Genomic DNA, 25,932 nt, shown 5'->3' with positions numbered 1-25,932 from the left:
TGCGAGCAATCGTTTTGGGGTCGATTACGATTCCCGACGTGTTACGCCTGCTCCGTGATGAGTTCCTCGTCGAGTTCGGCGACGAACTCCTTGATGATCGTCTCCTCTGCACGGTGGAGCGTTTCGCTGACGGTCGATTTCGCCATGTCGAGCTCGTCGGCGAGCGCCGTGAGCGAACACTCGCGAGGCGTGTCGTAGTACCCCTCCGTGACGGCCGCGAGGATCAGTTCGCGCTGCCGGTCGGTCAGCAACTGCTCGGTCGCGTCGACGGTCCGACGGACGAACTCCACTTCGAAACTCATCCCGAACTGTTCGAGCTGGTTGCCGAAGGTGGACAGCCGGTCCTGTGACGCCGTCACCTCGACGGTCGCACACCCGTCGACGATGTCGATCGGCGGTTCCAGCGGGACGCCCGACTCCTGGACCGAAAACAGCAGGAGCGGTTCGCTCGTCTCGAACTGGATCAACGCCCGGTCGGGCGATCGGCCCAGGATTTCGAGCGAGAGGATCGCTTCGCGGGCTTCGATCGCTCTGACGACGTGTGCGAGGTCCGGGCCGGTGAGTTCGACCAGGCCGACACCCGTCTCCTGCGTCGGGAGTGCTGCGAGGACGCGGAACTCGACCTCCGGGTAGGCAGTGGAGACGTCACCGATCCACGCCGCCGAGGGGATTCTGACGGAGAGTTTTGCGCGTGGCATCGTTCGTTACGCGTACATCGTCTGGCCTACTTCCAATATACAACCCCGAACATGTTCGCCTTTCGGTCCGAACCCGTTCGGGGAAAGGACGAGGGAGCAGCGACTCGTGGACTCGTGCATGACGGTAGCGACCGATTACGAGACTGTCGCGGTCGAGTCGGCAGTCGTCACAGTCATTTGGCCCCCTCGGTAAACGTCCGTATATGTCGGGTAGCGAAGACGCAGACGACGACCGCGAGACCCCAGCGACCCCACGGGCAGCGATCGATCACATCGAGACGCGAGCGACGGCACTCAGAGACGAAGAACTCACGCGAGCACTCACGCGAATCGAGGAACGCGGGGAACTGACGCCGAAGAAACGCGTCGTGCTCGCTGCGTTGGCCGACCGACTCACGTCGCGACTCATCGACCCGCCGAAAGCCGGACTGCGTGCCGCTGCGGACCACGACGAGGACACGACGGTCACCGTCGCGCTCGATCTCTTCAGCGAGTGACGATTCTATTCTGAGCTCCGTGGCGCGAGGACGAGCAGCGCTTCGCAGTCTTCGACTCCCCGCGGTGAGACCTCCCGGCGCCCGTCGAACCTGATGAGGTCGCCGGCGGCCAGTTCGTGTGTCTCCTCGTCGAGGTCGAGTTCCATCCTCCCCGACAGCAGGTAGCAAACGATCTGCCGGTCGGGGTGTCGGTGGGGATCGACGCGCTCGCCTGCGTCCAGCGCCAGGCGAACGACTTTCGGCTCCTCGCCGGGGAACGGATTGGCGTGTGGCGTCGCCGTCAACGCCGACAGCGTTGCAACGTCGGCCATCACTGCTTGGGGAACTCGGCGACGAACTTCTCGACGCCCTCGCGCCTGGACGTGTAGTTGTCGGCGTCGAACGCCTCGACTTCCGCCTGCATCTCGTAGAACAGCGGCTTCGGCTCGTGGTCGTTGATCAACCGCAGCGTCTCACCGCTGTCCATCGCCGCGAACGCGTCCATGATCTTCGGATGACGCTCCTTGGGCGGGAGGTCGCGCACGTCGATTTCTGGCATACGCGTGTCCGTTCGCCCCGCCGGTACCTCCCGATTACCCCGAACACGTTCGGCAGTTCCGCCCGTCGACCATTCAGGGCTCGAAATCGCCGTTTTCCAGTCCTTTTCGGACTGGTTCGTGTTCCGCGTCCGTCGGCGGTGGTGCGGTGACGAGGACGGCTTCCAGGCGCTTGCCGTCGGCGCGCACGCCCCGATCGCGTCCGGCGGGGACGCTCACCACGGCACCCGGCTCGACGGCGTGCTCCTCGTCGCCGTCCCGGACGATGCCCCGTCCCGCCTGGACGACGACGGTCACGTCGCTGTCGGGGGCGTGGACGGTGATGAACTGGTCCGGCTCGAAGTAGCCGCAGACGACCTTCGAGCGGTCGCTCGTGAAGACGCCGCGGGCGCTGAACCTGTCGTCTCGATACGCTCGCTCGGCCTCGACGCTCGTCTTGGGCATGCGCCCGACTTCGCGCGTCGGTCGCCTCCGAGTTTTCCCGAACACGTTCGCCCACGAGACTTTTCGGCTGGGGGTCGACCGCTCGTCCGTGACGTCGAGCGCGACCGTCTCGCGGTGGACGCGGGGATTCGTCGCGGCCAGTGCCGGCTGGCTCGTGGTGTGGCAGACCGCCGCACTGGCGAGACTGCCCCGCCGCGTCACGGTCACGCTCGCTCTCTACGGGTTCGTTCTGCACGTGGTGTTCGGAAAGGCGTACTCTCTGATTCCTTCCTATTTCGACCGGGAACTGGCGTTTTCACGCGCGCCGACAGTGCACCTCCCCCTCGCGATCACGGGCGCGTTGGCGCTGGCAGTCGCCTCCCTGACCGACGTTCCGCCGATCGTGGGCACCGTCGGGGCGCTTCTCTGGGTGGCAGGGATCGCCGTCCTTCTCGGGACGCTCCTGTGGACGGTCCGGGGCAACCTCACCGGTGGCGAGACCGGGACGGGGGACCACGACGCCGGTCGTCGACCCGTCGATCGCGCGGCGAACGCCGCCGTGCCGATCGCGCTCCTGTCTCTCGCGCTGGGTGCGTACGCCACACTCGCCGCTCGCGTTCCGCTTCCGATGCTCTTGGACGGCTACGCTCCCCGTGCGTCTCATCTGTTCGCCGCCGGGACCGCCGCGCTGCTCGTGTTCGCGGTCGGATTCCGGCTGTTCCCCCGCTTTCTCGTGGCGTCACCACCCAGACCGCTCGTGTCCCTCGTCCTGCTGACGGGTGCACTCGGCCCGGCGCTGCTGGCGACCGGGGTGCCGGCTGGGCCGGTGTTGCAGGCGGGGGCTGTGGTCCAGACCGTCGCACTCGTCGGCTTCGCGGCGACGTACTGCCTGCTGTTCGCCGCGAGCGATCGTGATCGACTCCCCTTTTACGGCGTCCTCGCGGGTGCACTGGCGGGGCTGGCGGTCGCCGCGCTCGGCCTCCTTTTGGCCTTCGAGGGCAGACAGTCTGCCTGGATCGTCGCGCACTATCGGCTCGCCCTTTTGGGCTTTCTCGGGCTGACGATCGTCGGCGTCGCCTTCCAGTTCTACCCGCCGAACGTTGCACAGTTTCCGGGCGGGGGCGACCGGTTGGCGATCGCAGCGCTGGCCGGACTCGCCGGGGGGTTGCTCGTCGAGGTCGGCGGGCTGCTCGCCGAGTTCGCTCAGGGAGTCGTGGTCGGCCGCGCCCTCGCGTTCGCGGGTGCTGTTGGGTACGCGTATCAGGTGCTCGGACTGTTCGTCCAGCGAACGCGGCGGTGACTGCCCAAATCAAAGACGACAGCAGGGTCGGTGATTGGTGCACTATCGCTCTTGGGACGTCAGTCGTCGACCGATCCGGCTCGCTCGACTCCGTCGGAGTCTCGCGTCAAAACGCAGATACGTGGCTACTCCGAACTGTTCACCCGTGATCGACTCCCAACGATGACGATGGAGACAGTGACGGGCGTCGTGCTGGCCGGCGGCGACAGCGATCGGTTCGGTGACGAGAACAAGGCACTCGCCACCTACGACGGCGAGACCCTGATCGAACGCGTGGTGGCGTCGGTCACCGCCGTGACAGACCAGCCACCGCTGGTCGCGGTTCGGGACCGCGATCAGCGGACGACCCTCCAGCGACCGCTGTCCACCGGCCACGTCGAGTTCGTCACCGATGCGGACGGGTTTCAGGGACCGATCGCTGGGTTCGCCGCGGCTGCGTCGGACGCGTCCAGGCCCTGGTTGTTCGCCTGTGGCTGTGACATGCCGCTGCTCTCGGCCACTGCGATCTCGTGGCTCGGCGCGTTTCGGGAACCGGACGTCGACGCTGTCGTCGTCCAGACGGACGGTGGTCGCGAACCGCTCCACGCCTTCTATCGCCGATCGACCGTGCGACGGGCGCTGTCCTCCCTGCCGACTCGGGCCGGCCTGCAGGCACTGCTCGGCGAACTGGAGGCCGTCCGAACGGTGCGTGCCTCGCAAGCGCCGGAAGCGGTTGCGATAACCGACTCGCTGACGAACGTGAACACGAGACGAGAGCTGTCGACCATCTCTGACTGATCTTCCCGAAAGAAAAATTGCCCACTGTGCGAGTGGCGGTCCGGTGGAGCGAACAGTCAGGCGAGCGAGTGCAGCGGAACGTGCTCACTGCTCGTTGCTGTTGGGCTCGGTGTCGCCAGTGAACTGGTCGCGAAGTTCCTGCATGCGCTCCTGGACCTGTTCGACCTGCTCGGCCGCCACGTCGGTGCCGGCCTGCTCCTGGAGTTTCTCGATCTGTGCCTCGCTCTGTTCGATGAATTCGAGCGTCTGTGCTTCGAGGTCCTCGTGTGCTTCCAGCATCGCGTCGAGTTGCTCGTCGACCGAGTCGAGGTAGGACTCGGAGGCCTGTTCGACGTTCTCCAGCGAGCCTTCCGTGAACTCGACGGCGCGCTCGCTGGCCTCTTCGCTCGCGTCCCTGGCCGCGTCGAACTGCTGATCGATGGCCTCGCGGACCTGATCGAGGTTGCCGCTGGCGTCAGGAACCATCTCCTCGATGGCGTCGAGGGTGTTGTGGAGTGCGTCACGGGTCATCTCCGTCCCGCGGTCGCGGGCCTCGCTTCCGCTCTCGACGCCGCGGACGAGCGCCTCGTTGAGTCGCTGCTGGAATTCGAGCCCCTGCTTCATCGCTTCCTGGCTCTGCTCGATCGTCTTCCGCTGCAGTTCGAAGGCTCGGCTAACCGGATTCGAGTCTGAGTCGTCTGTCATCGTTTTATTCATCACGACGAGAACACATCAAACCACCTCTCAGCACAAATACGGCCCGGGCTCCTCAGTGGTCGGCTGCGTCGACCATCTCGTAACTCACGTTCTGGTCTCGCAGTTTCTCGGTGTGGGCGGCGAGCTGGTTCGTGACCGCGATGAGAAGGACGTCCAGCCCCCGCGTCGCGGCCTCCTGGACGGCCGTCGGCGTCCCGAATCGAACGTCGGGGTCCAGGTCGGCGGCCTGGGCCGCAGCGTATGCCTCGACGCCCGCGGTCGCGACCAGGTCGTGATCCGCCGCGTAGTCGGCGACGGTCGACGGGTCGACTGCGCTGCTTCCGCCGTCGTCGACCCGCGGCAGCGAGATGATGGTCACGTCGCCGAGGTCGTACTCTAACACGCCCTCGAAGTCCGTGACGCCGACGTCCTCGCCTGCCGCGGCGGACGTCACGGCGACGGCAGTCGCACCGCCGGTGCTGCCCGGCGTCGCCTGGAGCGTCCCGTCGACCATCGACAGCGACACTGCCTGGCCGCTCTCGACGTCGCCCGTCGCCAGCGCCGTCTCGATGTCGACCTGACCGATCACCTCCGTCGAAACGTGCTGGACGTACTCCTGGAGCCGATCCGTCTGTGAGATGAGCCAGTCGACGCCCTCCTTGGTGACTTCGTAGCGTCCTCGTCCGTGCTTCTGAACGAAACCTTGCTTGACCAGGTCCTGCAGGTAGTCGCTGACGGCCTGGGAGGTGATGCCGATCGCGTCGGCGACCTCCTGCTGACTGACCGCCGGCTGGCGCTCTGCGATCTGGACGAGTATCTGGTACCGCGTCGCGTCTCGCTTGTTCCGGAGCACGTTGGAATCGGCTGCCCCGCCCTCGTCCTCTGCCATTGTTCCCGATCAGACTCGACAACTCAAGTATTTTTGCCCTAGTCCGTCGTGACTTTCCCCGACACCCCGACAACTCCGACTTTTCACAAACTCGATTGCCCTAATACAAGCAAAATTGTTTTATGCCCGAGCGAAGTTGTGTTGTCGTAATGGCTCCTGTAGCGCTTCCACACGATGCGAAGGCGGGACCGACGAAGCCGGAGGTGCGAGCCGTCCTGCTCTCGAAACTCGGTCTCGACGCGACGGATCACTTCGCGGAGGTCGGATCCTGTACCGGTGCGGTCACGATCGAGGCGGCCAGGCGGGCCGGCCGCGTGACGGCGCTGGAACGGAAGTCCGAGCGACTCGACGCGACGCGGAAGAACCTCGCGGCGAACGACGTGACCGCCGACGTGACCCTCCGCGAAGCGGAGGCTCCCGAGGGGTTGCCCGACGACGCGGACGCGCTCTTCCTCGGCGGCAGTCGCAACTACGAGGCCGTGCTCGATCACGCCGTCGAGGCCGACGTGGACCGCGTGGTCATGAACGTCTCACGCCTGGAGGTCGCCGGCGCGGCGACAGAGGCGTTCCGTGAGCGCGACCTGCTCGACGAGGTCGTCCAGTTCCAGGTGAGCCACGGCTACGAACTCGCCGGCGCGACGAGCTTCGACTCGGACAACCCGGTGTACATGCTCGTCGGCGGCACGGACAGCAACGCCGACGTGGCGGCCGATGGAGGTTCGCGATGACGCTCTACGGTGTCGGTCTCGGGCCGGGTGACGCGGGGCTGGTAACGGTGCGCGGGAAGCGGGTTCTCGAACAGGTGGACGTGGTGTACTCCCCTGGTCGGCTCTCGCGGTCGGTCGCGACCGAACACGTCTCCGAGGAACGGATCGGCGACCTCGACTTCCCGATGACGCGGGACGAGGAAAAACTGCGCCGCGCGTGGAAGGACGCCGCGGCCGAGATCGCGCCCCAGGCACGCGACGGGGACGCAGCCTTCGTCACGCTGGGTGACCCGAACGTCTACTCGACGTTCGGCCATCTCCGGCGGACGCTCGACGCCTTCCATCCCGACGTGGCCCTCGAAATCGTTCCGGGCGTCAGTGCCGTGACTGCGTTCGCGACGGCGCTCGGCGTCGAGATTCCGGCCGGTTCGGGACTCGCACTCCGCGAGGCCGACGACGGCACAGCTCCCACGGGGCCCGATCGGATGGTCCTGTTCAAAGTGACTGACGCACCGGCGACTCACGAGGGTCTGGTCGAAGCCGGTTACGACGTGGTGTACGGCCGTCGGCTGTTCATGGAACAGGGCAAGACGCTCGTGACCGAAGATCCCAGCGAGATCGACGAACGAGACTACTACACGCTGGCCTACGCCGAGCAGGCCGACCTGGAGACGGACCTCGCGACCGCGAAATTCGACGCGACGGCGCAAGCCGACGGCACCGGCGCTGGCGACGAATCTCCGGAGGTGCGATCCGATGACTGAGCCACAAGACGCGATCGACGCGGAAGGTGACGAACGGACCACCGAGCGCGATCCTCGCGTCCACGAGCACAACGCTGGAGACCAGCAGGAGGGGATTCCCTTCGTCGGTGCCGGACCGGGCGATCCGAAACTGCTCACCGTCGCCGGCAAGGAACTCGTCGAAGACGCGGACCTCGTCGTCCACGCGGGGTCGCTGGTCAACAGCGAACTGCTCGACGAGTACTGCGCCGACGCTGAGACGGTGTCCAGCATCGGCAAGGACTTAGAGGAGCTGATTCCGCTCATGCGCGACGCCTACGAGGACGGCGACGACGTCGTGCGCCTCCACAGCGGCGATCCGGCGATCTACGGGGCCGCCCTCGAACAGATGGACGCGCTGGAACACGAAGGGGTTCCGACCTACTTCGTCCCCGGCGTCACCGCCGCGTTCGCGGCCAGCGCGACGCTCCGAACGCAACTCACGCTCAACGAGGTCTCGAACCACGTCGCGTTCACGCGCCCGCAGGGGAAGACGCTCGACGAGGACGAAGACCACATCAGTGAGTTCGTCGAGATGGGCGACGTGACGACCTGCGTGTACCTCGGCACCCACGCCGTCGGAGAGACGATGGACCGACTGCTCGACGCCGGGCACGACCCCGACACGCCAGTGGCGGTCGTCTACCACGCGTCGTGGCCGGACGAGGACGTCATCGAGGGGACAATCGGCACGATCGGCGAGAAAGTCGCGGACGCGGGCTACCGTGCCTCGGCGCTGGTGCTCATCGGCGAGGCAGTCACCGGTACGGGCTACGAGCGGTCGTATCTCTACGATGGCTGGGCGAATCGCGGCTCCGGGGAGGCTGACGACTGACATGAGTACGGACACCGACGCGGAGACGGACGCGGACGGGAACGAATCGAGCGGCGGCCACTGTTCCACGCCCGACAGCGACGGGGAGGTCGCCGAAGAGATCGCCATCATTTCCTTCGAGCGAAAGATGGACACGGCGGAGGAAATCGTCGCTGACATCGGCGACCGTTACGAGTCCATCGACGTCATCGAGTACCACGGCGACGTGTTCGCCGAGCACTGGGGCGAGTACGACTGTTTCGTCGGGCTAATGGCGTCGGGAATCGCGATGCGCAAGACGGCGCCGCTGCTGGACGACAAGTGGGACGACCCGGCGATCGTCGTCGTCGACGAGGAACTCACCTGGGCGATCCCCATCACCGGTGGCCACCACGGTGCGAACCAGGTCGCACAGGACCTCGCGTCGATGGGCGCTGTTCCGGCCATGACGACGGCGTCGGAAGCGGCGGGCAAGCAGGGCGTCGAGGAACGAGCGAAGGCGCTGGACGCCCACGTTGTCAACGGCGACTCGACGGTCGCGACGAACCTCGCCGTGCTGGACGACGAACTCGGCCCCGTCGAGCGACTGGACGGCCCGCGGGCCGTACTCGTCGGCGACGACGTGACCGTGTTGAAGCGCAACAGCGACGACGGCGTCGTCCTCGGAACCGGAAGCGTCTCCGGCGCGAAGAAAGACCAGTTCGTCTCGGCCTGGGAATCTGCCCTCGAAGGTACCGAGTACGAGATGGACGACGTCGAGTTCGTCGCGACCGGCACGCGCAAGGAAGACGAGGAGGGATTGCTCGCTGCCGCCAGCGAACTCGGTCTCGGTGTGATCGCCTTCCAGAAGGAGACTCTAGAAGAGTTCGAAGGGCCGTCGCCGTCTCGATCCCGGGAACTCATCGGCTGGCCGGGCATCGCGGAGGCGAGTGCGATCGCTGCCGGCCGATCCCACGAACTCCTGATCGAGAAGACACAGTACGACGACGCTGTGACGGTCGCCGTCGGGCGCTGATGCACGGAACACCGTCGCCGGTCTCTGGACGGTAATGCAACCGAGATTGTTTTAATACAAACCAAATTGTTTTATTGGTTCGTGCGTACCACTGCGTATGGACCGTCTCATCGGTCAGTCGGATCGAGAACTCGAACGACGCCGGTATCGTCAGCGAAGTAGTGGAGGGAGCGATGTGCGCTGCCGAGGGTGACGGCGAGGCCGGAACGCTCTACGTCGTGGGAATCGGGCCGGGGTTGCCACACGCGATGACCCAGCGAGCGAAAGACGTCGTCGCGACGGCGGACTGCGTGATCGCCTCGAACCTCTACCAGGAGTTCCTCCGGCGCGACGGCACGCTCCCGCCCGAGGACGCGGCCGTCGAAACCGCGGCGACGGACGGCGGAGCGGCCACGGCCGGCGACGACGGGACCGTCCTCGAACGGCCCGACGGAACCCGACAGGCGCTCGTCCGCTCGACGATGGGGCGGCAGGTCGAACTCGCACGGGAGGCGTTCGAGCGCGTGCGAGCAGGCGAGGACGTGGCGCACGTCTCCGGCGGTGACCCGAACGTCTACGGGAAGTCGGACCTGCTGTTCACGATGGCCAAGGCGGACGGCGCGACGGACGTGCCGATCGAGATCGTGCCCGGTGTGACCGCAGCGCTGGGTGGCGCGGCCAACCTCGGCGCACCGCTCTCGAACGACTTCTGTACGGTTTCGCTCTCTGACAAGTGGCGCGGCTGGGACGAAATCGAAGAGAAGCTTCGCGCCGCTGCGATCTCGGGATTCGTGATCGTCCTCTACAACTGCTGGCGCGACTACGAGCGCGCGATCGAGGTCGTCCGCGAGGAGCGCGCCGACGACGTCCCGGTCGCCATTGTCAACGACGCCGGTCGCGGTGACGCCGGCCGCAACGTCGATGGCGAGACGCACACCATCACGACGCTCGCCGAGGTGACCGACCACGACGAGAAGGTCGGCGGGATGGGGTCGTCCATCCTGATCGGCAACCACGAGACGGAGGTATGGGCGAACGACCACCGCGAGTTTCTCGTCACCCCGCGCGGCGGGCGTGACGTCGACGATTTCTGAACCATGAGTACTGACGAGACCACCAACGAAGCGAGTACAGACACCGAAAGCAAATGTGGCGGGAGCGAGGCGACCCCTGACACCGATTCCGAATCGAAGTGCGGCGGATCGACCAGCGAGTCCAGCGGCTCGAAATGTGGCGGGTCGACCGACGACAGCGACGAGGAGGAAGTCGGCGCGACGGTCGACGACTTCGACGCAGACCCCGGCCAACTCGTGGCCGTCGGTCTCGGCCCTGGCCAGCCCGAAGGCATGACCGACCGCGCGAAGACGGCGCTGGCGAACGCCGAACACATCGTCGGCTACACGACGTACGTCGAGTTGCTCCCCGACGAGATCACCGACTCGGCCGAGGACATCTACGACACGCCGATGTGCGGCGAGGTGTCCCGAACCGAGGAAGCGATCGACCGCGCGCTCGCCGGCAACGACGTCGCCATCATTGGTAGCGGCGACCCGAACGTCTACGCGCTGGCGGGCCTCGCCCTGGAGATCATCGAGTCGAAGGGCGCGACCGCGACGATGCTCGACTTCGAGGTGGTGCCGGGCGTCCCCGCAGCCCAGTCCTGTGCCGCCAGAGTCGGCGCGCCCCTGGTGAACGACACCGTCTCGATCTCGCTGTCGGACCACCTGACGGACATGCCGACTATCGAGTCGCGGCTTCACGCGGCCGCCAAGGAAGGGTTCACGATCGCGATCTACAACCCCTGGAGCCGGAAGCGCCGGGACAACTACGAGAAGTGCTGTGAAATCCTGCTGGAACACCGCGACCCGGACACGCCGGTCGGCGTCGTCCACGCGGCGGGCCGCGAGGACGAGGAAGTCGAGATCGTCGAGCTCCGGGACCTTCCGGAACTCGGCGAGACGGACCTCGTCGACATGACGACGACGCTGTTGATCGGGAACGAGGAGACCTACGTCTGGGACGACAGGATGGTCACGCCGCGTGGCTACGAGACCAAGTACGACTACTGAGCCATGTACGAGGTCACCATCGACAGGGACGCCTGCGACGGCGTCTTCGCGTGTCTCGTCCGTGACGGACGGTTCGTCGAGGCCGACGACGGCACTGCCACTATCGACGAGGACGCCGACGCTGTGACCGAACGGCGGACGGAGGCCGACGAAGTCACTGTTTCCTTCGAAGGTGACGATATGGTCGACGACGCCCGTCAGGCAGCGGCGGCCTGTCCGCTCGACGCGATCACCGTGGAGGAGTCGTGATGTCGGTCGAAACTGGCATCCCGAGAGACCTGCTGTCGAGCCATTCGGAGACGGCGTACTTCTGGGGTCGCGTCGTCGGCGACGGTGACCTGGGCGAGGACTGCGTCACCGTTCGCACGACCGACGAGACTGCCGCGAGACGCCTGGCGGCCATCGCGGGTGCCGAACAGGTCGACAAGCGCATTCGCGAACGCGAGTACGCTCACGACACCGCGCTCACGCGTACTGAGGAACAGTACACCGTTCAGGTGTTCGGCGACCTGTCTGCGCGGGCCGCGGCGGCGTTCGGCCTTCCGCGGGACGGACAGCCGGGCGGCTACCGACTCGACGCGTTCACCGACCACCGCCGCCAGTTGCTTCGCGGCCTGCTGGAAGGCTGCGGCACGATCTGTTTCAAGCAATCGTCGGGGACTGTCGGACTCTCGTTCGTCGCCGACGACCGCGCGCTCCTCGACGTCGTTCAGCGACTCCTGGAGGCGACGCCGATCGACGCACCGACCGAAGAGATCGCCGAGACCTCGTCCGGCGGGTACTGGTTCGGCGTGGCCGACGAGGCGGTGCCGACGGTGGGCGACTGGCTCTACGACGGGAGCGAAGAGACCGGCCTGTTCGCGCCCTCGCGCCGCCGAAAACTGCGACAGAGCCTCCAGCAGGCCGAATCGTACGACGTCGATCCATGAGTCGTAGCACCCCAGGACCCGAGAGCACGGTCCCGTTCGACGACGAAGCCGTCCTGCTGGTCGGGCACGGCTCACGCCGGGAGAAATCGAACGACCAGGTCCGCGACCTCGCGGCCGCTCTCGAAGAGCGACTCGGCGTTCCCGTCGACGCCGGCTTCCTCGAACTTGCAGCGCCGACGATCCCGGACGCCATCGCTGGACTCGCCGGGACCGTCTCGGAGGTGACGGTCGTGCCGCTCTCGCTGTTCGCGGCGAGCCACGTCAAAAACGACGTGCCCCTGGCAGTCAAGCGCGCCCGATCCGAACACGAGGACCTGACGGTCAACAACGGAGCCCACCTGGGCATCCATCCGGCGCTGATCGATCTGCTTGACGACCGCGCGGCGAGCGTCGAAGCCGACCTCGGCGTCGACCGCGACGCCGACGACGTCGTCGTGGTCCTCTGTGCCCGCGGCTCGAGCGACCCCGATGCCAACGGCGACGTCCACAAACTCGCCCGGCTACTCGACGAAGGACGAGCGTTCGAACGCGTCGAACCGTCCTTTATCGGCGTGACGGAACCCCTCCTGGACGAGACGCTACACACCGTCGCCAAGCGCCGGCCCGACGCCGTCGTCGTCCTGCCGTACATGCTCGGCGACGGCGTCCTGACGCAGCGAATCCGCGACGGCGCGGCGACGTTCGACGACGAGTACCCCTACGTCGACGCTGGTGCCGGTGATCCCCTCGGGACCGACCCCCGACTGCTCGACGTGCTGGGCGACCGCTGGCAGGAAGCCCGGACCGGCAGCGTCGAGATGTCGTGTGACACCTGCAAGTACAAGGTCGAACTCGACGGCTACGAGGAAGACGTCGGCGGGGCGCGTGCGATGCTCCGGGCGCTGACCCACCAGGAGACACACGCAGACCGGGAGAACGTCGACGACGACCCGCACGTCCACGACGCCCCCGAGAAACACGTCGCCGTCTGTACGAACCAGACCTGCGCGGCTGAGGGCGCGCCAGCCGTCATGGAGTCTCTCAGACAGGCAGTCCGGGACTCCGACGAGTGCGACGCTCGCGTCACGCGCTCGTCGTGTCTCGGCCGCTGCGGCGAGGGGCCGATGGTCGCCGTCTATCCCGACGGCGTCTGGTACGGCGGCGTCGACGCCGAGGACACCGACCGCATCGTCTCGTCCCACCTCGACCGGGACCGCATCGTCAGCGACCTCGTCGATCAGACGCTGTAATACGGATAAATACATCGCATACATGAGCTGTGACGAAATCGAAGCCCTTCGACTGGGCATGATGAACGCACTCGGAATCGGAGACGAACAGACGCGCGAACACGCGGAAAAAGAGCTCGAAGGAAGCCTGGAGGGACCGATCGAAGCGCTGGCCCACGCCCAGACGCTCCCGGAGATCGAGCGCCATCTCGACGCGGCGCTCATCGACCTGGAGGCGGAAGTCGCCTCGATGGACCCGGACGACCCGGCGTACGATTACACCCGCGGACGACTCGTGGCCGTCCGCGACGCCGAGCGGGCCGTCCATCGCCTGACCTCGCAATCCGAGAGCGTCCTGACGGGACTCGGCGAAGCGCACCACCACCTCCACGAAGCCTTCCCGGTCGATGAGTAGTCTCGGCCACCAGTGCGTCGATCTCGGTGAGATCGAACCGGCGGGATCGCGGCATCTCGGCCGACGGTCAGCAGTGCTCCTGACCGACGAGCAGATCGTCGTCGGCACCGCTACCGGTGACGTCGTGTCGTTCGATCGGACTCTCGACGAACAGTGGCGGGCTGACTCCGACGAACCGAGCGGCAGCCTCGTTACAATTAGTGCTCTCGAAGGCAATATCGTCGCCGGCGAGCGCGGACCTGCCGGCGCGGTTCGATGTTACGATGCAGCGACGGGCGAACGCCGCTGGCGGTACGAGACGGCCACCGACCTCGGTGCGGCCCAGACCGAGACGCGGTTTCTGTTGCCGTTCGTCGCAGACGTCGTCACCGACGGTGACTCCTGGTACGTCGCTGCCCGCCGGTACGAGCGAACCGACGGCGACCGTCAGTTCCGCAGCGTCGTCTACCGGTTCGATGCGGACGGGAGCGTCGCGTGGCGGTACGAGACGGACGCTTCGCCGATCAGTCTCGACGTGAGCGGTGATCGGTTGGCGATCGCCTACAATCGGTGTCCGGGGACCCACCAGTGCGGACTGGTCGTCCTCGACGCGACGACGGGGGCGGAACGTCTCACCTGGGACCCCGGGACAGACGGGCAGCGCCGCGTCGGTGACGTGTCGCTCGTCGGCGACGACGTCGTCGTGGCGAGCCACGGTGACTACCACGGCTATCGACTCGACGCTCGCGGCGGCGAGCGCTCGCGAATCCCGCTCGCGACCCCCGAGTCCGTCGACGGCGAGACGGTCTACGCGTATCCGAACCACGTCCACGCGACCGACGCCGGTGCCGTCTTCGTCACCGGCAACACCTATCCCGCCGAGGGACGCGAAACCGAGGTGCGCCACCCGAACGAACACACTGCCGTCGGCGTCGCGCCGGACGGCTCCCAGAACTGGCGCGAGTCCGTCGGTGGGTTCGCGACCGGGATCGGAACGAACGGGGACCGGCTGGTGGTTCCCGGCGCCCAGCACTTCCGCGATCGCGACGCTGACGCGCACGGCTTCTGCGTGCTCGATCTCGCTGACGGACTCGTCCGAGCAGTCGACACTGACGGCGTCGTTTCGGCGGCGACGCTGCGCGACGGGCTCGCCGCTGCGATCGAAGAGCCGGTGGCCTATCACGACGAGGAGCGACGGCGCGGCCGCTATCGACTGCACGTCGAGTCCCTCGGCTAATCGCTCGTTTTTGGCGACCGGACTGGTGCGTTAAGTCGCGACTGCCGTCGAGCGGTTCGACTCAGCGTCTGTCGCCGACTGCCACGTCGAGTCGCTCCGCCGAGAGGGCGCTCAGCGGAATGCGGTCGCCGTCGGTCGCGTCGGTGATGATGTCGGTGACTCCGGCGCGGTCTCCGTCGCTCGCGTCGACGACGACCACGTGCGCGCCCTGTTCGGCGAGGGCACTCGCAGCGGCTCGCGTCTTCGCCGTGGGGCTCCCCTCGGCGACGTTCGCCTTGCCGTCCGTGACGAGGACGACGACGCAGCTGTGGGGATTCGCGCGGTCGATGACCTCGCTGGCGGTTCGCAACCCGTCGGGAAGCGGCGTCCGGTCACCGGTCGGGAGGTCCTTGAGGTGACGCGCGGCGAGCGTCACGCTGTCCGTCGGCGGGAGCACCACGTCGGCACTGTCGCCGGCGACCGCGACGAACCCGACCTCGTCGCGCTGCTGGTAGGCGTCCTTGAGGAGTTCGAGAACTGTTCCCTTGGCGGTCCGCATCGCCGGCCGCATGGACGCGCTGGCGTCGACCACGAACAACACGAGCGCACCGGCGTCGCTGGCACGGACCGATTGGCGGAGATCACGCGTCTCGACCCTGTCGCTGCCGCGTCGAGCGGCGGTTCTCACCGACGCAGCGGCGTCGATGGACGACGTGCCGTCAGCAACTGTCGTTCGTACTCGGGGACCGTCGTTGTCCGGGTTCGGTCTCGACTGCGCTCGCGCTCCGTCAGTGCCGTCCTCTGCTGCCCCGGTCACGTCGATGTCCGGTGCCGCGCTCTCTCCGATACCGACGCGCTCCTGGCCCGGGACCAGCGGCGTCGCGGGGTCGGCGTCGTCGGCTGAATCGCCGGTCTCTCGACCGTCGTCGCGCTGTTCGCTGTCGGCCTCCGCGCCGTCACTCTCGTCGCCGGTCGCCCCGGTAGAGGCGGACTGCTCTCGGTGCTCGTCCGTCCGCTCGCCAGATTCATCGGTCGGTCGGTCGGCGTCGCCGTGGCCCTCGTCTGGCTCGCCGGCTGCGTGCCCCTCCCCTCCGCGGTCGCCTTCCGGTTCGTCTTGGCCGTCAGGTTCGCTGCTCTCCGTCTCGTCGTCTCCGTTATCGTCCCCGTCAGGGCGGTTCCCCGACTCATCCTCGGTGTTCCCGTCCTCGTCGTCGTCGAAGTGATCCGCGATGGTCTCGGACGGATCGGGGGCGTCCTCGAACGGACGCGACTGGAAGCGGTGGGGCAACGCCAACTCCGCGGCTCGGCGGACGTCGGATTCGATGACTTTCGTTCGTTCGTCGAGAGCGGCCAGCGTCCGGGCGGTTCTCGCCGTGGCGATGTCACCGCGGTGGCCGTCGATCCCCGCGTCACGGCACAGGTGCGCGATATCTTCCGTGAACTCATCGGGGAGTGCGACGGCGTCGAGTCGGTCTCGCGCCGTCCGGAGCCGTTGCGCGGCGTCGCCGTCGACCGAACGCTTCTCCCCGGGCCCGTCGAGCGCCTGTTCGATGATCGCCACCCGGTCGTCGACGTCGTCGCACCCCGTGACGGTCGTCTGAAGCGCGAAGCGGTCTTTGAGCTGTGGACGCAGGTCGCCCTCCTCCGGGTTCATCGTTCCCACGAGCGTGAACTCGGCCGGGTGGCTGACGCTCATCCCGTCCCGTTCGACGCGGTTGATCCCGCTTGCCGCCGCGTCCAGAAGCACGTCGACGAGATGGTCGTCCAGCAGGTTCACCTCGTCGACGTACAGGATGCCGCGGTTCGCGCGAGCCAGCAATCCCGGCTGAAATTCACTCTTTCCGTCGAGGGCATCGCCGACCGAGAGGGTGCCGACCACCCGGTCTCTCGTCGCCCCGAGCGGGAGCGTGACCAGGGGAACCGGCCGTTCGGTCACTGGCGGGTCCTCGCGGCCGCGGCACTCTTCGCACTGGCTGTCGGCGTCCTTGGGATGACAGCCGTACGGACAGTCAGCGACGGCACGCTGGTCGGGGAGGAGGTCCCTCAGTGCTCGGACGGCCGTCGACTTCGCCGTTCCCTTCTCGCCGCTGACGAGCAACCCGTCGATGTCGTCGTTGGCCGCCACCACGAGCAACGCCTGCTTGAACTCCGCCTGGCCGACGATCTCGCCGAACGAGAGCGCCTGCGTCCGGCCCTGCGAAGGTTTTTTGCCGTCGCCGAATACAACCATAGTTGCGTTAAGACAATAGAGGTTTAACAACGTTATGCCGAAGCTTGGGTTATATACGGCGACGGAGAACGAACTGGGAGCCGTCCAGCGAGCGGCGACTGAGGTCGACGTGGACCTCGTCGTCCGCTCGGAGGGGGACATCGACGACGGAACCGACGTGGACGCGTTCGTCGACGAACTCGAAGACGCCGACGCGGTCGTCCTCTGGCTGCACGGCGGGGAGGACAGCATGCCCGGCTACGACCACGCGGTCACACGACTCGCGGACGCGGGCGTCCCCCTGGTCGTCAAAGCCACCGGCGACGCCTTCGCGTTCGAGGACACGACGGTCGCAGACGCCGATCGCGAGCGCGTCTCCGAGTATCTGGATCGCGGCGGGACGAGCAACATCGCCAACTGTCTGCGGTATCTCGCCGACGAGTACAGCGACGCCTCGCGCTCGTACGACGATCCCGTGACGCTGCCGACCGAGGGCGTCTACCATCCGGACTATCCGGCCGCGAGCTACGAGGAACTGGTCGAGACCTTCGAACCCGACCAGCCGACGGTGGCAATCTGGTTCTACGAGTCCCACTGGACGCACGAGAACACGCGATACGTCGACGCGCAGGTCGAGGCCGTCGAGTCGCAGGGGGCCAACGCTCTCCCGATCTTCTGTAATCCGGCGACCGACGAGGACGGGCAGTGGGACGCCGAGACCGTCACCGAGGAGTGGCTGCTCGACGACGACGGCAGCGCGCGCGTCGACGCCGTACTCTCCTCGTTCATGTTCTCGCTCTCGATGGACGAACGCGGTCGCAGCGCCAGTGACGAGGGCACCTCTGCCGAAGACGTGTTCCTGGATCGACTCGGCGTGCCCGTTATCCAGACCGTGACGACGATGCGCTCGCGGTCGCGCTACGAGTCCAGCGACACCGGCGTGATGGGCTTCGAACTCGCACTGTCCGTCGCCCTGCCGGAGTTCGACGGCAACGTCGTCACGCACCCGATCAGCGGCAAAGAGCGGACGGCCGACGAGGCCGACATCGGGAGCGCTCCGAAACAGCACTTCCCGATCGACGACAGGGTCGACCACGCCGCCCGGCTGGCGGTCAACTGGGCACAGTTGCGTCACACCCCGAACGAAGACAAACAGGTCGCCGTCGTCCTCCACAACTATCCGCCGAGCGACGACGGTATCGGAACCGCGTTCGGGCTCGACAGCCCCGAAAGCACGGTCAACCTCCTGGGCGAACTCGGCGAGCGCGGGTACGACTTGGACGACGAGTTCCCGGCGGACGGCCAGTCGCTCGTCGAGCAACTCACCGCCCAGCTCACCCTCGACGACCGCTGGGTCGCGCCCGAAGACGTCCGCGAGCGCTCGGTCGATACCGTCGCGCCCGATCAGTACGCCGAGTGGTTCGATCGCAAGGACGAACGGTTCCGGGAGCACGTCGTCGACGAGTGGGGCGACCCGCCGGACCGCCCGTTCGCCATCCCCGGCGTCGAGTTCGGCAACGTCCTCGTGACCGTCCAGCCCCCGCGCGGGTTCGGCATGGACCCCTCGAAGGTGTACCACGACTCGGACCTCCAGCCGCCCCACGACTACGTGGCCTTCTACGGCTGGCTCCGGAACGTCTTCGAGGCCGACGCCGTGGTCCACCTCGGGACCCACGGCTCGCTGGAGTGGCTCCCCGGAAAGACCGTCGGGCTGAACGGCGAAAGCGCGCCCGACCAACTCATCGAGGATCTCCCGAACGTCTATCCGTACATCATCAACAACCCCGGCGAGGGAACCCAGGCGAAACGGCGCTCCTACGCGGCGATCGTGGACTACCTGACGCCCGTAATGTCGAACGCCGGCACCTACGACGACCTCGCCGAACTGGAAGAACTGGCCGACCGCTACCGCGAGGCCGGGATGGAGGACGCCCGGAGCGACGATGGCCAACAGCTCGAAGACTTGATCCGGGAGAAAGTCGCCGACCTCGACCTGGCCGTCGAATTGGGGATCGCCGGCGAGATAGCCGAGAAAGCCGACGTTCGCGGACCCGACGAAGCCGGCACGACACTCGCTGAAGGAACTGTCGAGGGCGACGACCTCGCTATCGACGACCTCGTCGAACGCATCCACGAGTACCTCACGGACGTCAAGACAACGCAGATTCGCCTGGGGCTTCACACGATGGGCGAACCGCCGGCCGACGAGCGCTTGGTGGAGTACCTCGTCGCACTCACGCGCCTGGAGAACCCCGGCGCCCCGAGTCTCCGTGAAGCCGTCGCGGGCGTCCTCGGCGTCGACTACCAGCGCATGCTCGACGAACCCGGGACCTACGACGAGGACCTCGGAATGACCTACGCCCAGGCGGCCGACGAGGTGTACGAGACGAGTCTCGACCTCGTGACGACCCTGGCCGACCACGGCTTCGACGTGCCCGAGAGTGAACTCGACGGCGGGGACTCGGAGGTGAACATGAACCTCCTCGTCGTCGACATCGACCCGCTCGGTGACGCTCGTGCGAACTCCGGTGCCCACGACGACCTCCGCGAAGTCCTCGCGTTCATCTGCGAGGAGGCCCAGCCACGCGTCGCGGGAGCCAGCGAGGAGATTCCGCGGACGGCAGACGCGCTCGCGGGCGAGTACGTCCCGCCCGGCGGCTCGGGTGCGCCCACGCGCGGCGGCGTCGATCTCCTGCCGACGGCCCGGAACTTCTACACGCTCGACCCCCGGAAGGTCCCGGCCAAGAGCGCCTGGGAGGTCGGCAGTGAGGTCGCCCACGGCGTCGCTGAGCGTCATCACGACGAGGAGGGCGAGTATCCCGAAGAGATCGGCGTCGTCGCCTGGGGGACGCCGACCGTGCGCACGCGGGGAGAGACCATCGCCCAGGTGCTCGCGCTGATGGGCGTCGAACCGGTCTGGACCGACGCCGGTCGCATCGACGACGTGGACCCGATTCCGCCCGACGACCTCGGACGCCCGCGAATCGACGTGACGACGCGCGTCTCCGGGCTCTTCCGCGACGCGTTCCCCCAGGCCGCGAGCGTCGTCCACGACGCCGTCGACGCGGTCGTCGACCTCGACGAGGCCCACGAAATGAACTACGTGAAAAAACACGTCGAGGAAGACGCCGAGGACCTCGAAGCCGAGGGCATGGACGCGTCCGAGGCCGAATCCGCGGCGAAACACCGCGTGTTCACGACCCGGCCGGGCGGCTACGGCGCGGGGACGAACAAGGCCGTCGACGAGGGCAACTGGGAGGACCGTTCGGACCTCGCGGACGTCTACGTCCAGTGGGGCGGCTACGCGCTCGGGTCGCGCGGGACGGTGTCAGAAGCCCACGACGCCTTCGAGCGCCGGCTCGGGAACGTCGACGCGACGGTCAAGATCGAGGACACGGCCGAACAGGACGAGTTCGACAGCTCCGACTGGTACGCGTTCCACGGCGGGTTCGTCTCAGCCGTCGCCGAGACGGCCGGCGAGGAGCCGGCGTCCTACGTCGGCGACTCCTCGGACCCCGACAACGTGGACGTGTACACCAACGAGGAGAAGGTCCGGAAGGCGATGCGCGCCCGCGTTCTCAACCCCGAGTGGCTCGATTCGATGGAAGAACACGGGTACAAGGGCGCCGGCGATCTCTCGACGACGGTCGACGTCGTGCTCGGCTGGGACGCGACGACGGGCGTCGTCTCCGACACGCTCTGGGAGGACGTTGCGGACCGATACGCGTTCGACGCCGACCGGCAGGACTGGTTCGAGGACGTGAACCCGTGGGCGCTGGACTCGATCACCGACACGCTCCTGGAGGCGATCGACCGCGGACTGTGGGACGCCGACCAGGCGACGGCCGACAGGCTGCGGGACGTCAACCTCCAGGTCGACGGCGAACTGGAAGGACGTGCGACGCGCGGTGTGAGCGGAGCGAACGGCACGGACGAGCGAGCGGCCGAAGGCCGCGAGCAGGACGAAGAGGTGACTTCAGATGACGACTAACCGAGACGACGCGACCGACGAGACCGACTTCGAAGCGTACGCCGACCTCGGCGCGACGACCGAGAACGCGATGGACATTGCGGAGACTTCGATGGATCGGGTCCGCGAACTCGTGCCCGACGAGACGCTGGCGGACCGCGTCCGTCAGAAGTCCGTCCACGCGACCGGCGACCCCGAGTTCCAGCACCTCGTGCGATTCTCCGGTGGGACCGACGAGGACCAACCCGTGGTCGCCGGCGCGCATGCGGTGCTGGACGAGCGGCCGATCGTCACCGACATCACGATGGTCAAAGCCGGCGTCACCGGTCGCGGACACGACTGCACAGTGCGAAAGGCCATCGGCAACGGTGCCGAACTGGCCGCCGAGACGGGCATGACCCGAACCGCGGCCTCCGTCCTGGAACTCGACAAGGAAGGGGTCTACGACGACGCCATTGCCGTCGTGGGCAACGCCCCGACGGCGGCGCTCGCGCTGGCGGACTGCATCGAGGACGGAACGCGGCCCGCGGTCGTGGTTGCGACGCCGGTCGGGTTCGTGAAGGCAGCGGAGAGCCGCGAGCGCCTCCGGACGGTCGCCGACGAGCACGGCGTGCCAGCCATCACGAACGTCGGCCGCCGAGGCGGTAGCGGACTGGCCGCCGGGCTGACGAACGAACTCGTTCACGTGGCGAGTGACGCCCGAGACGGGGAGGTCGAACTACCGGAATGACCGACACCGAGAGCGACTACGACCTGGATTCGGGACCGGACCCGGCGACGCTGGCGGCGAGCGCTCCGGAGCCCGAGGAAGACGGCGGTCCACGCGTCCGCGCCGTCGGCATCGGTCCCGGCAACCTCGACTTCTTGACGCCGCGCGGTCGTCGGGCGATCGAAACGGCGGACGTCGTCGTCGGCTTCGAGACCGTCGTCGAGTTCGTCGCGGACATCACCGACGCAGAGCTGTTGACCTGTGGGTACCGGGACGAGGCCGACACCCTCGCAACGTTCGCCGAGCGCGTGGCCGATGGCCAGCGCGGAACGGCCGTGTTGATGGGCGACCCCAATCACTCCGGCTATCAGTTCGTCGGGAAAGTCGAAGCGGTCGTCGACGACCCAGTCCGCGTGATTCCTGGCATCTCCTCGCTCCAGATCGCCGCCTCGCGTGCGCGGACGCCCATGGAGGACAGCGAGTTCGTCACGCTCCACAAGAGCGGCGACCTCTCGCCGGACCTGGCGCGACTCCGGGACGCCGTCGGTGATCGGCACCTGCTCGTGCTTCCGCGACCGTTCGACCTGATGCCCGGTGATCTCGGTGCCGAGTTGCTGGATGCGGGCGGGTCGGCCGACCTGGAAACGCTGGTTCTGGAGCGGCTCACGCACGACGGCGAGTCGATCACCCGAACGAGTTTGGGTGAACTCGCCGAACACGCGGGTGGCTCCGATCCCGACGACTCGCCGTTCTCGGATCTCTCCGTGCTGGTCGTGCGAGCGACGTGAGGGTCCGAGCGGCGTCTTCGCCGCGACTTATCGAACGACGCCTTCGCCGTCGGTCGCGAGCGAGCGGTGATTCTGGACGAGCGTCTCCTCGAACGAGGCGGGGCCAGACGACTCCTCGGCTGCGAACGCGCGCTGTCGGTCTAGTTCACCCTGGATCGCGTCGGTGACGAGTGGGTGATCACCGAGGGGATCGGCGTAGGCGATGCCGCCCCGGCCGAGTTCGAGTTTCGCCGGAATCCGTGACTCCGTCGTCTCGTTGGCGGTCAAAAAGAGCGGGACGGCGACGGCGGTGCTGGTCGAGACGTTGTATCGGACACATTCGACGGCAGGATTCTGCAGGAGATAACAGGTCACGACGTCGGCGTAGGCGGATTCGTCCGCGATGCGGGCCGCGTGATACTCCGTCGTCTGCCGGTTGTACGGCTGGGAACTGCTCCCCTGACTCACGAGGACGAGCGTGGCGTCGTCGTCCGGTGCGACGAGTTCGCCCGCGCGTTCGACGATGAGTCGCGTGAGGACGGGACTCCGACCGATCGGTTCACAGTACCGAACTGTCCCGGGCAGGGCTGGGATGGCTCCGGGGAGAACGTCCGTCGTCTCGCGACTGTGAGCCACCGTCGCCGGCACGACGAAGCATCGGTCCGCCTGCAGTGCCTCGAATTCCGCCCGAAGTTCCCTCGCCGGTTCTTCGGCGTAGGTCACCGCGTGCGCTGCGTCTACGGCCCCACGACGTTCGAGCCTACTGGCGTGCGTTCTGAGCGTCTCCGGTGCGTGCGTCCCCTCTCGACCGATGAGTACGAGTGCGTCCTTTGTCATAACAGCCTCTGTAATACAACCCAACTTTTCTTACCACAATCGAGCTTGTATATTGGGTCGACAGTGAGTCCCAAATAAGTTGTGGTCACCCGACCGCCGAGGGGACGGGAGCCCATCGTCGACTCTCGTGCTCGTGGTCCAACTGAGTTTGCGGTTGCTGGATACACCAGTTGGCCCGAACGTGTTCGGGGCCGTTCTCGGGGGGCAGGAACGCTCCTTTTGCTGTTTATACTACACTCGGCAATATTCAGCTGTCATGAGCGATCAGATGAGTGCGCCCGGAACGGGGTTCTCGCGTCGTGATTTCGTGAAAGCAACCGGTGCCGCTGGCGTCGCCTCTGTCGCGGGGTGTCAGGGCCCAACTGCAGACTCACAAGAGACCATGAACCAGAACACGTCTTCGTCGTCGACCGCCACGGCCGCCGAGCAGCTCCCGGCTGCGGCTCCGCCGCAGGTCGTCGATCTCGCCGCCCAGAACAACGAAGTGACCCTCTCCTCGGAACGCCGGAGCCTTCAGGCCCACCCGGGCGAGGACATGGGTGGACCGATCAACCTCCCCGAAGTGTGGGCGTTCAAAGCCGACGACCGCGAAGCGAGCGTGCCCGGCCCTATCCTGCGTGCCCAGGAGGGTGACACCGTCGAGGTCACCCTCGACAACACCGACGGAATGCATCCCCACACCGTCCACTTCCACGCAGTCCAGAAGACGTGGGAGGACGACGGCGTCCCGACGACGACGGGGATCACTGTCAACCCGGGCGAGACACACACCTACGAGGTCCCCGCGAACGTCCCGGGCACCCACCTCTATCACTGTCACTACCAGACTCACCGGCACATGGAGATGGGGATGTTCGGCATCCTCCGGGTCGATCCGGCGGGCTACGAACCCGCCGACCGCGAGTATTTCCTCACCATGAAAGACTGGGACTCCCGGCTCTCCCGGACGTACGGTGGCGAGGACGTCAGCTACAGCCCCCGCAACCGCAAGCCTGACGCCTTCACCGTCAATGGCCGGTGTGCACCCCGCACGCTCCACCCCGAAGACGGCTCGCCGCTCGTCGTCAGCCAGGGCGACACCGTCCGCGTCCACCTGGTCAACGGCGGGTACATGTCTCACCCGATGCACACCCACAACCACCGGTTCACACTGGTCGAGAAAGACGGCTCACAGATCCCCGAGGCGGCTCGATACGAACAGGACGTGACCAACGTCGCGCCAGCCGAGCGTCACACCGTCGAGTTCGAGGCCGACGCCGATCCGGGTATCTACCTCATGCACTGCCACAAGGTCAACCACGTCACGAACGGACTGGACGCCGCCGCGTCGTATCCCGGCGGGATGCTCACTGGCATCGTCTACGAGGAGGCGATGGACTCGGAAATTTTCAGCAACTTGATGGACTACGCCGGCTACGACGGCTGATCGCTCGCGCGGCTCGATCGCCGTCGAAAACCGGCTCGTCCAGCAGCCGTCCGCTGCTCAGACACGACGTGCACCGCGGTCTGTCGGACGCTGTGCGGTGTCCGGATCAGATGACGAAAAACCCGTCCCGATCTGTGTATCGGTGAGGCAGGAGAAGCCGGGTCGCGGGGACAGAGCAGGCGACTATGCGCTCTGTTCTTCGGCTTCCGGCTCGGTGACCGGGACCTCGACGCTGTCCTGAAGTTCTTCGACGTTTTCCTCGACGTTCTCCTGCAGATCCTCGAAGCGGTCCTGGAGGTTGTCGAGCTGCTCCTGATAGCGTTCGAGCTGGTCCTCGAACTGGTCACCGAACGACTCGGCCTGGTCGCCGATCTGATCGCCGAGCTCCTCCGTCTGCTCTTCGAGCTGCTCCTGGAACTCCTCGTACTGGTCCAGGGCGTTCTCGAAGGCGTCGACGGTCTGCTCTTCGAGTTCCTCGTTGGCGTCGACGAGGATCTCCAGCTGGTCGTTCAGCACGTCGAGCGCGTCCTCGACGCCCTCGTCGTAGGTGTCGATCCCCTCGGCGTAGTTGTCGTCGATGGCGTCGAGCGCGTCCGCGTGCTGGTCGAGCAGCGTCTCGAACCCGTCGTTGACGGATTCGCGGATCTGATCGACGGTCTCGTCGTCGCCCGGGGTCGCCGACTCGACGGTGTCGAGCACCTGGTTGATGGCGTCCTGCGCGAACTCGACGGTTCGCTGCTGTGCCTCCTTCTGGGAGTCGACCGTCCCCCGGATCGTCTCGTTGACGTCCGCGGGAACTTCCAGCGTCTTCTCGACGACTTTCTGTCCGTTCTTGATCGTGTCGCGCTGGACCTTGAAGATCGCACCGATCGGTGATGTGTTGTCGCTCATTGGTCTGACCTCGTGTGATTCTACGCGTTCTTCCCCCCTCTACTTGTTGCCAGTAATATACGGGTCTATTAAGTCAACTGTGTAGAATCGTGAAATTATCTCGCCGCCGCCGTTCCGTCCGGAACTGGCCACGCCCCTTTTGTTCGCTTTGCGAAGTGTCGTAGTTTTTTAAAGGATACTCACTGACAGTACAAGTGAGACTATCAGCGTGCTGG

General features: G+C 66.6%; 27 protein-coding genes. 18 read left to right on the top strand and 9 right to left on the bottom strand.

Features of this window, described 5'->3' with window-relative positions:
- Positions 1-41: 41 nt before the first annotated feature.
- Positions 42-698 (bottom strand): helix-turn-helix domain-containing protein, encoded by a 657-nt coding sequence (locus MU553_RS14955; RefSeq protein WP_247378810.1) that lies wholly within the window; start codon positions 696-698, stop codon positions 42-44.
- Between the two features lie 203 nt (positions 699-901).
- Here MU553_RS14955 and MU553_RS14950 point away from each other — a divergent pair, with 203 nt between their 5' ends.
- On the top strand, positions 902-1,195 hold the full coding sequence (locus MU553_RS14950; RefSeq protein ID WP_247378809.1) for a hypothetical protein: 294 nt from the start codon (positions 902-904) through the stop codon (positions 1,193-1,195).
- Positions 1,196-1,200: 5 nt separating this feature from the next.
- Here the strand turns inward: MU553_RS14950 and MU553_RS14945 are convergent, their stop codons facing one another.
- The 3 genes from MU553_RS14945 to MU553_RS14935 all read right to left on the bottom strand — a co-directional run bounded on the left by MU553_RS14945 (position 1,201) and on the right by MU553_RS14935 (position 2,175).
- Positions 1,201-1,506: a cupin domain-containing protein gene (locus tag MU553_RS14945; protein ID WP_247378808.1), complete on the bottom strand. Its 306-nt coding sequence runs from the start codon at positions 1,504-1,506 to the stop codon at positions 1,201-1,203.
- Positions 1,506-1,733, bottom strand: coding sequence for a DUF2249 domain-containing protein (locus MU553_RS14940; protein ID WP_247378807.1), 228 nt, complete (start codon positions 1,731-1,733; stop codon positions 1,506-1,508). Before MU553_RS14940 ends, MU553_RS14945 begins: the two co-directional genes overlap by 1 nt.
- Positions 1,734-1,806: 73 nt before the next feature.
- On the bottom strand, positions 1,807-2,175 hold the full coding sequence (locus MU553_RS14935) for a cupin domain-containing protein (protein ID WP_247378806.1): 369 nt from the start codon (positions 2,173-2,175) through the stop codon (positions 1,807-1,809).
- Between MU553_RS14935 and MU553_RS14930 the strand changes: the two genes are divergently transcribed.
- The gene (locus MU553_RS14930; RefSeq protein WP_247378805.1) at positions 2,174-3,454 is read left to right on the top strand and encodes a hypothetical protein; all 1,281 of its coding nucleotides are present in this window, start codon (positions 2,174-2,176) and stop codon (positions 3,452-3,454) included. The two genes, MU553_RS14935 and MU553_RS14930, sit on opposite strands and share 2 nt — an antisense overlap.
- A 162-nt stretch (positions 3,455-3,616) precedes the next feature.
- A complete protein-coding gene (locus MU553_RS14925; protein WP_247378804.1) occupies positions 3,617-4,231 on the top strand; it encodes a molybdenum cofactor guanylyltransferase in 615 nt (204 codons plus the stop codon).
- A gap of 84 nt (positions 4,232-4,315) precedes the next feature.
- Here MU553_RS14925 and MU553_RS14920 read toward each other — a convergent pair whose 3' ends face one another.
- Together MU553_RS14920 and MU553_RS14915 are read right to left on the bottom strand one after the other, a co-directional pair.
- A complete protein-coding gene (locus MU553_RS14920) occupies positions 4,316-4,915 on the bottom strand; it encodes a hypothetical protein (RefSeq protein ID WP_247378803.1) in 600 nt (199 codons plus the stop codon).
- A gap of 64 nt (positions 4,916-4,979) precedes the next feature.
- Positions 4,980-5,795, bottom strand: coding sequence for a DUF7839 domain-containing protein (locus MU553_RS14915; RefSeq protein ID WP_247378802.1), 816 nt, complete (start codon positions 5,793-5,795; stop codon positions 4,980-4,982).
- A gap of 149 nt (positions 5,796-5,944) precedes the next feature.
- Here MU553_RS14915 and cbiT point away from each other — a divergent pair, with 149 nt between their 5' ends.
- The 11 genes from cbiT (at position 5,945) to MU553_RS14860 (ending at position 14,929) form a co-directional block, all read left to right on the top strand.
- Complete coding sequence (gene cbiT, locus MU553_RS14910; protein ID WP_247378801.1) at positions 5,945-6,523, top strand: precorrin-6Y C5,15-methyltransferase (decarboxylating) subunit CbiT; 579 nt, start codon at positions 5,945-5,947, stop codon at positions 6,521-6,523.
- Positions 6,520-7,266 carry a cobalt-factor II C(20)-methyltransferase gene (locus MU553_RS14905; RefSeq protein WP_247378800.1) on the top strand — a complete coding sequence of 249 codons (747 nt, stop codon included), beginning with the start codon at positions 6,520-6,522 and terminating at the stop codon, positions 7,264-7,266. The genes cbiT and MU553_RS14905 overlap by 4 nt, the downstream gene beginning before the upstream one ends.
- Positions 7,259-8,119 carry a cobalt-precorrin-4/precorrin-4 C(11)-methyltransferase gene (locus MU553_RS14900; RefSeq protein WP_247378799.1) on the top strand — a complete coding sequence of 287 codons (861 nt, stop codon included), beginning with the start codon at positions 7,259-7,261 and terminating at the stop codon, positions 8,117-8,119. The genes MU553_RS14905 and MU553_RS14900 overlap by 8 nt, the downstream gene beginning before the upstream one ends.
- A 1-nt stretch (position 8,120) precedes the next feature.
- On the top strand, positions 8,121-9,113 hold the full coding sequence (cbiG, locus tag MU553_RS14895; RefSeq protein ID WP_247378798.1) for a cobalt-precorrin 5A hydrolase: 993 nt from the start codon (positions 8,121-8,123) through the stop codon (positions 9,111-9,113).
- A gap of 173 nt (positions 9,114-9,286) precedes the next feature.
- Entirely contained in the window at positions 9,287-10,186 is a 900-nt protein-coding gene (locus MU553_RS14890) for a precorrin-3B C(17)-methyltransferase (protein WP_247378797.1), read from the top strand.
- A 3-nt stretch (positions 10,187-10,189) separates the two neighbouring features.
- Positions 10,190-11,161 (top strand): precorrin-3B C(17)-methyltransferase, encoded by a 972-nt coding sequence (gene cobJ / locus MU553_RS14885; protein WP_247378796.1) that lies wholly within the window; start codon positions 10,190-10,192, stop codon positions 11,159-11,161.
- A gap of 3 nt (positions 11,162-11,164) precedes the next feature.
- Positions 11,165-11,410, top strand: coding sequence for a ferredoxin (locus MU553_RS14880; RefSeq protein ID WP_247378795.1), 246 nt, complete (start codon positions 11,165-11,167; stop codon positions 11,408-11,410).
- Positions 11,410-12,090 (top strand): cobalamin biosynthesis protein, encoded by a 681-nt coding sequence (locus MU553_RS14875; RefSeq protein WP_247378794.1) that lies wholly within the window; start codon positions 11,410-11,412, stop codon positions 12,088-12,090. The genes MU553_RS14880 and MU553_RS14875 overlap by 1 nt, the downstream gene beginning before the upstream one ends.
- Positions 12,087-13,319, top strand: a complete 1,233-nt coding sequence (locus MU553_RS14870) for a CbiX/SirB N-terminal domain-containing protein (RefSeq protein ID WP_247378793.1) — start codon at positions 12,087-12,089, stop codon at positions 13,317-13,319. The genes MU553_RS14875 and MU553_RS14870 overlap by 4 nt, the downstream gene beginning before the upstream one ends.
- 22 nt (positions 13,320-13,341) lie before the next feature.
- Entirely contained in the window at positions 13,342-13,713 is a 372-nt protein-coding gene (locus MU553_RS14865) for a DUF3209 family protein (protein ID WP_247378792.1), read from the top strand.
- Positions 13,706-14,929 (top strand): outer membrane protein assembly factor BamB family protein, encoded by a 1,224-nt coding sequence (locus MU553_RS14860; RefSeq protein ID WP_247378791.1) that lies wholly within the window; start codon positions 13,706-13,708, stop codon positions 14,927-14,929. The genes MU553_RS14865 and MU553_RS14860 overlap by 8 nt, the downstream gene beginning before the upstream one ends.
- 61 nt (positions 14,930-14,990) lie before the next feature.
- On the opposite strand, the gene MU553_RS14855 is transcribed toward MU553_RS14860, so the two are convergent.
- Positions 14,991-17,138: an ATP-binding protein gene (locus MU553_RS14855; RefSeq protein WP_247378790.1), complete on the bottom strand. Its 2,148-nt coding sequence runs from the start codon at positions 17,136-17,138 to the stop codon at positions 14,991-14,993.
- A gap of 34 nt (positions 17,139-17,172) precedes the next feature.
- On the opposite strand from MU553_RS14855, the gene cobN reads away from it, so the two are divergent.
- From cobN to MU553_RS14840, 3 genes are read left to right on the top strand one after another with little or no spacing between them, the layout of a single operon-like run.
- The gene (cobN, locus tag MU553_RS14850; RefSeq protein WP_247378789.1) at positions 17,173-21,108 is read left to right on the top strand and encodes a cobaltochelatase subunit CobN; all 3,936 of its coding nucleotides are present in this window, start codon (positions 17,173-17,175) and stop codon (positions 21,106-21,108) included.
- Positions 21,098-21,817 carry a precorrin-8X methylmutase gene (locus MU553_RS14845; RefSeq protein ID WP_247378788.1) on the top strand — a complete coding sequence of 240 codons (720 nt, stop codon included), beginning with the start codon at positions 21,098-21,100 and terminating at the stop codon, positions 21,815-21,817. The genes cobN and MU553_RS14845 overlap by 11 nt, the downstream gene beginning before the upstream one ends.
- Positions 21,814-22,584: a cobalt-precorrin-7 (C(5))-methyltransferase gene (locus tag MU553_RS14840; RefSeq protein WP_247378787.1), complete on the top strand. Its 771-nt coding sequence runs from the start codon at positions 21,814-21,816 to the stop codon at positions 22,582-22,584. Before MU553_RS14845 ends, MU553_RS14840 begins: the two co-directional genes overlap by 4 nt.
- 27 nt (positions 22,585-22,611) lie before the next feature.
- Here the strand turns inward: MU553_RS14840 and MU553_RS14835 are convergent, their stop codons facing one another.
- The gene (locus MU553_RS14835; RefSeq protein WP_247378786.1) at positions 22,612-23,400 is read right to left on the bottom strand and encodes a CbiX/SirB N-terminal domain-containing protein; all 789 of its coding nucleotides are present in this window, start codon (positions 23,398-23,400) and stop codon (positions 22,612-22,614) included.
- 256 nt (positions 23,401-23,656) lie between these two features.
- Between MU553_RS14835 and MU553_RS14830 the strand changes: the two genes are divergently transcribed.
- Positions 23,657-24,826, top strand: coding sequence for a multicopper oxidase domain-containing protein (locus MU553_RS14830; RefSeq protein ID WP_247378785.1), 1,170 nt, complete (start codon positions 23,657-23,659; stop codon positions 24,824-24,826).
- A gap of 183 nt (positions 24,827-25,009) precedes the next feature.
- On the opposite strand, the gene MU553_RS14825 is transcribed toward MU553_RS14830, so the two are convergent.
- Entirely contained in the window at positions 25,010-25,717 is a 708-nt protein-coding gene (locus MU553_RS14825; protein WP_247378784.1) for a hypothetical protein, read from the bottom strand.
- Positions 25,718-25,932 lie beyond the last annotated feature (215 nt).

It is taken from the genome of Halorientalis brevis (genome assembly GCF_023077655.1).
This window is presented reverse-complemented; position numbering and strand designations above follow the sequence as displayed.